Annotated in this window: 6 protein-coding genes; 5 read left to right on the top strand and 1 reads right to left on the bottom strand. The window is 42.8% G+C overall.

Annotation, left to right across the window (positions count from 1 at the left end):
- The first annotated feature begins 243 nt into the window (after nt 1-243).
- The 5 genes from PGS25_RS15310 (at nt 244) to PGS25_RS15330 (ending at nt 3,659) form a co-directional block, all read left to right on the top strand.
- Nucleotides 244-669 (top strand): BlaI/MecI/CopY family transcriptional regulator, encoded by a 426-nt coding sequence (locus PGS25_RS15310; RefSeq protein ID WP_270419387.1) that lies wholly within the window; start codon nt 244-246, stop codon nt 667-669.
- Nucleotides 669-1,814 (top strand): M56 family metallopeptidase, encoded by a 1,146-nt coding sequence (locus PGS25_RS15315; protein WP_270419389.1) that lies wholly within the window; start codon nt 669-671, stop codon nt 1,812-1,814. Before PGS25_RS15310 ends, PGS25_RS15315 begins: the two co-directional genes overlap by 1 nt.
- Nucleotides 1,811-2,059 carry a hypothetical protein gene (locus PGS25_RS15320; protein ID WP_147357839.1) on the top strand — a complete coding sequence of 83 codons (249 nt, stop codon included), beginning with the start codon at nt 1,811-1,813 and terminating at the stop codon, nt 2,057-2,059. Before PGS25_RS15315 ends, PGS25_RS15320 begins: the two co-directional genes overlap by 4 nt.
- Nucleotides 2,060-2,275: 216 nt before the next feature.
- The gene (locus PGS25_RS15325) at nt 2,276-2,980 is read left to right on the top strand and encodes a hypothetical protein (RefSeq protein WP_270419390.1); all 705 of its coding nucleotides are present in this window, start codon (nt 2,276-2,278) and stop codon (nt 2,978-2,980) included.
- Between the two features lie 220 nt (nt 2,981-3,200).
- Nucleotides 3,201-3,659 carry a hypothetical protein gene (locus PGS25_RS15330; protein WP_270419391.1) on the top strand — a complete coding sequence of 153 codons (459 nt, stop codon included), beginning with the start codon at nt 3,201-3,203 and terminating at the stop codon, nt 3,657-3,659.
- A 695-nt stretch (nt 3,660-4,354) separates the two neighbouring features.
- Here the strand turns inward: PGS25_RS15330 and PGS25_RS15335 are convergent.
- Nucleotides 4,355-5,332, bottom strand: a 978-nt coding sequence (locus PGS25_RS15335; RefSeq protein WP_270419392.1) for a replication initiation factor domain-containing protein, incomplete at its 5' end; no start/stop codon positions are given.

Raw genomic sequence — 5,332 nt, forward strand, 5'->3', positions numbered from 1 at the left:
CCCACAGCCGCAGCACCCCCTCACCATTCTCGCGGCGGCGAGCGCAGAGAGAATAAATCTTTACTTTTTCTTATCTTGATACAAAGCTGCTTGTTATTTCGCTGTATTTTCTCACAATAAATAAAGTTATATTTTGGGCATTTACACAAAATGTGACTTTCTCTATTGACAATCACCCAATAAGTGTTTATCCTATCTGCAAGAACTTCACCCGACAGGTGATTGGGCGAGGAGGTGAACACAATGAGAAAATACAATCTCTCCAATTCAGAAGAAATTCTGATGAACACGCTCTGGAAAGAGAACGCTCCATTAACCGTTGCCCAACTTTCAGAGAAAATCACAGAAGCCGACTGGAAACCGAATTATGTTGACAAACTCGTGAAGCAGCTTGTCAAAAAGGGCATGATAAAGGCTGATGGTATCCAGCAGGACAGATTTTATCGGTCACAGCAATTTGTTTCTTGTCTGACAAAGGACGAATTTCTAGCCAATATGCTGGAAGAACAGGGCGTAAACAACGCACTATTCGCTCGAATCGCCGTTGCGTTGTTCAAAAAAGACCGCAAACAGCGCACGCCGGAACAGGACGAAAAGCTGATTGCGGAACTCGAAAAGATGGTAGATGAGTACGAAGCACAGATTGAGGAAAAGAGCAAAGAGAAATAATGCAAATTACCATATTCTCATTTTTATCTGCGTTACTATGGAGCAGTTTGCTAATCGTAGCAATTTACCTGTTACGGCATACGCGGTTCAAACAGCACTTCGGCGTGCTGCCTATGGTTCTGTTGTATCTGTTCTGCGCAGTCCGGTTATTCCTGCCGTTGGAATTTTCGCACACGCTGATTGCGGCAGATGATGTTATTTATCCGTACATCTACAACCTGCTGACGCGAGAACATACTATATTGGCAAATAAGACACTTGCACTTATTCTTTGCGCTGTATGGCTGCTTGGATTTTGCGTGCTGCTGTTTCGGTATGCTCGGCAGTATCGTAAAGCGATACGCAGTGTGGAGCATTACGCCGAACCATGGGACGAACAAATAAATGTTCTGTTCAGACAAGTGCAGCAACAGACCCGTCGCACAATCAAGGTGCATGGTTACATCACTACAAGCGTTGAATCCGCGTTCGGTATCGGCGTGATTCACAAGCGAATCATTCTGCCGAACAAGAACTACACCGAAGCGGAACTGCGCTATGTTCTGCTGCATGAGTACACGCACTTTCTCAATCACGACACCGTTGTTAAACTATTGGTCACACTGTTCTGCATAATCTTCTGGTGGAATCCGGTTGTATATCTGCTGCAAAAGGACTTGGAGCAGAACTTAGAAATCAAATGTGACCTGTCCGTTGCACGAACATTGTGCGGCAAGGAACGCGCCGCATACTTGCGGACAATTCTTTCGCTGATGAAGCAGAGCGACCGCAAACACCGTATACCGTTCGCGGCAGCAGCGTTATTCAGAACGGACGCAGACGCCGCAATCAAGGAACGGTTTGAAACGGTTATGGCCTACTCGGCCAATCGGCGCAATCGCGTAGCCAATGCGGTATTCACCAGCGTATTTACCGTTCTGTTGATTGCGTCCTATACGGTTCTGCCGCAACCGCAATTTGAGGCACCTAAAAGTACAGAGCCGCAGACCATTGACTTTAACAGTGACACGGCGTATATCAAACAAGACCGTGTGGGGGAATATTGGCTGTGTATTCAAAACGAACAGCCAATTCAATTAAAAAAAGAAGAAGCTGACTTTTATCAGCAAATAGGATTTAAGTTGATAGAGAGTGAACAAAAATGAAGAAACAACTATTTTGTGCACTGGGTATAGCGACTATTTTATCTGCGAATGCACCAATTGCAATGGCAGCAGATATTCCGCCAATACCCGCATACCAAACCAGTGGTGATAGCATAATTGCACCGTATGCTGATGTGATTGTTTATAAAACACGCATATATAAAGGCAAGCAGCAGTATCGTCGCTGGAATGAAACCCGTGGATATTGGGTAGACCCAGAATGGCTTCCTGTTCCGGGATCGTAATTTATAAACTTATGAAAGGTGGTGGTTCCAATGGTTTATTAAAAAATCCACATAAAACCGAAAGGCTGGACACCTCACCGCGTTAGCGGTGCATCGGATTCATGTGGATAGAATCTGACTTGACAAAACAATACAATCTACTTTCCTATAAATCTCACAACGATTGTTACAGGTACACTGCAACAATTCCGGAAAGACCGATACAAGGAGGTTAACATGAACAAGTGCAAAAAGATAGTAGGCGCGACATTAGCTGGCTGCATGCTTGCGTCGGCGCTTATGGTCGGTGCAGGAGCAATGCCACAAGAGAAGACTACTCTTAAGAGTACTGAACTTTCATCTGCGCCGGTAATCGTTTCGTCTGTCCCTATGTCTGATGAAGAAATTATGGACAAATACAATGAATATCAGCGAAACGGCGCTTTCGCGTTGGACGATACCACTATTGATACACAATCTCTCGATTCGTCTGAGAACGACAGCGCACCGTTTATTGTTTCTTCTGAACCGATTACGGATTCGGAAATCGAGCAAGAAATGAAAAAGTACAGCGAGAATTTTCTCACCGATGTAAAAGCGCGTGGCTCCAGTATTCCAAGATCTGTTTACGATTTAGGTAAAACCACCTATATGGGAACATTTAATTTCAAGGACTATACATACACAAATTATTGTTTCCTTAATCCGTATGGCTATCTTAATGTAGAGGTATCTGCAACAACCGGAAATTCGAAAGATAAAAGCTATACCGTTGCTCTTTACAAAAAAAGCGGCAATACTTATGTCGAGGGAATTGATGTTGCATATGGACAAAAGGTCCATTTAGTATTTCCGCGTATCGCTGAAAAAGAAAAGTACTATATCAAATTAAGTAAAGGTAACACCGGAACCTACGCGAAAGGTACTATTTTCCTTTCCTAAGAATCTGATTCAAAATTACAGAATCATATCTGATAGCCACCATATACGGGTACTTACTCGCTAAGATAACGACGAGAAAGGTAGTGATTCCAATGATTTATAAAAAAATCCACATAAACCGAAAGGCTGGACACCTCACCGCGTTAGCGGTGCATCGGACTTATGTGGATATACGATAAGTATACAACCATCCAAAAGTAATTTCAATAGAGGTGATTAAATGAAAAAGTTAATTTCAATTATGAGTACACTTGCAGTGCTGTTTTCCATGATTGGCGGTGCATTTGCGGTCGATGATATTATGACACCAGCAAACGAATACGAGAGAGGAACCAAGGTACCTAGCTATGGTACTACATGGAATCTGTCGAAGGACTACATCGGTTCTTTTGATTTCGATAGTACGATTTACACAAATTATAATTTTACCGGTAAATCAACTATTAAAGTAGCGGTATCATCTACAACCAATAATCCGGATTATTATATCAAAACATTTTACGCCAGTTTATATCAGAAAAACAGATTTACAACAAAATTTGTCGGTAAATTTGAGTGTCAACGAGCGGGTAAGACATCACATTCCTTTAATGTAGACTCTGGTAATCAATATTTTGTAGAGTTATCTAAAGCGGCTGACGGATGTTGGTTAAGCGGAACACTCTCGGTATATAGCTAATATGGATACAGCACGAAAATTTCTCCAAATAGTATCACTAATTTGTTTCTTGTGCTTTTTTTCTTACATAGCAATTATATCCTTGCAATGGAGATTTGATTTTTCATATGATGGACTACTCTTATGTATCATCATTTTATCTTTCCTCCATATATTGATATATTATCTGTCACCAACAAGATATAAAGCTAAATATGAGAAAAGATTAGCGTTCCTTTGGATAGCAGTGAATCTCTCATTCATAGTCGATAAAGGATTTGTGAATCCAACATCTATTTTATTCGCCCAAGACACAAATCACTTATCTTTTGTGCAATTTCTTAATGCGTTTTCATACCCATGGTTATTCCAAACTATTGGAGTATGGGAAAAACACAATATTCTGTTCCAAAACGTGACTGGGAACTTAGGGATATTTCTTATAACGGGAATTATTCTCTCTAAGTATGTTCCTTGCCTACTACGATGGAAAAGATTTTTAGTTGTTCAACTTATACTTTCTATATCGCTTGCATTATTGCGAGTGATGCTCCATACAGGTATATTTTCGACAGATCAAGTTATTTTATGGGTGTTGAGCGGACTGATTGGTCATACAATTTTCATGTTCATCCATCAAAAAAAGATAACTATATCTAAAAAAACAACTTAAGATATTCGGAATCATAAAAGGACTGGGGTATTCTCCAGTCCTTTTATCTACACACTGAACTCTCACTCGTCACCTGCGCGACAATCTTCCTATGCTTTTCATTCAGCACCGTGCCGTCCAAAAGCTGCTGCACAAAATCCCGACCTTTCATTTTCTCGATTTCTTGCAGCATTTTGATAGATTTTGCAACCTGTGTGTTTATCCAATTTTCCGTGCGCTCCAAGTCGAACGGCTTCGGCTTCATTGTCAGTTTCAGCTTGCGTTTCTCGCCCTGCATAAACTGTTCCCAGTGCTTGTCCGTAGGGCAGTCATAACGCCGCTTATCGGCTTGCGGCTCGATGAAGCGCACATAGTTGTTGATGATGGAAAACGCCGGTCCTGCCGCGTCCTCGCTGTCCATTAGCGCGTCTGCGGAATTTTCCGCAGCATTGTTCGTCAGTCGCAGTTCAAAGCGGTTGAGAATGTCTGCGTCCTCAATCGACTTGCCGAATTTAGCCTTTTGCTCCTGTGCTTTCTCATAGATACAGAAGTACACATCGGAATCCTTAGAGCCGAGATAGAGCGTGTGACCCATTTCCATCTTTAAGTCCTCGTCGGTTTCCCACGAATTTTCACGACCGGACGCGAAGTATTCTACATTTCGCAGCCGCGTGACACACTCACCAGTAACGCGCTTGCGGTACAGCGTCGGCACATGGAGCAGTCCTGCATGGTCGTTGATTGCAAGGTCAATACGCTTGAATACACAGCCCTCGGTAGCGCAGTCACGCATAAACTCATACCATGACCGTTTCTGTCCGCGCAGGTAGCACTCAAACTCGCGGCAGCCACGCCCGCGCAGTTCCAGCAGCACACCCTTTTCTTCATTGGGCGAGGACAGAACGAGAATGTTGCCATGCATGAAGCGGTACGAATAGCCGTACACACCGCCGTCCTCAGAGATTACATATTTCATGTTGAGCCGCAGGATTTTTTCAAGCACATATCGCGCGTCCGTTGTCTTGAATCGGATTCGCATATA

The organism is Butyricicoccus sp. AM78-15b2TA, from assembly GCF_027665985.1.
GTDB classification, from domain to species: Bacteria; Bacillota; Clostridia; order Oscillospirales; family Butyricicoccaceae; genus Agathobaculum; species Agathobaculum butyriciproducens.

Bases quoted from the DNA above. Each gene is read 5' to 3' on its own strand.
- PGS25_RS15310 (WP_270419387.1), top strand. From the start codon at position 244: ATGAGAAAATACAATCTCTCCAATTCAGAAGAAATTCTGATGAACACG.
- PGS25_RS15315 (WP_270419389.1), top strand. From the start codon at position 669: ATGCAAATTACCATATTCTCATTTTTATCTGCGTTACTATGGAGCAGT.
- PGS25_RS15320 (WP_147357839.1), top strand. From the start codon at position 1,811: ATGAAGAAACAACTATTTTGTGCACTGGGTATAGCGACTATTTTATCT.
- PGS25_RS15325 (WP_270419390.1), top strand. From the start codon at position 2,276: ATGAACAAGTGCAAAAAGATAGTAGGCGCGACATTAGCTGGCTGCATG.
- PGS25_RS15330 (WP_270419391.1), top strand. From the start codon at position 3,201: ATGAAAAAGTTAATTTCAATTATGAGTACACTTGCAGTGCTGTTTTCC.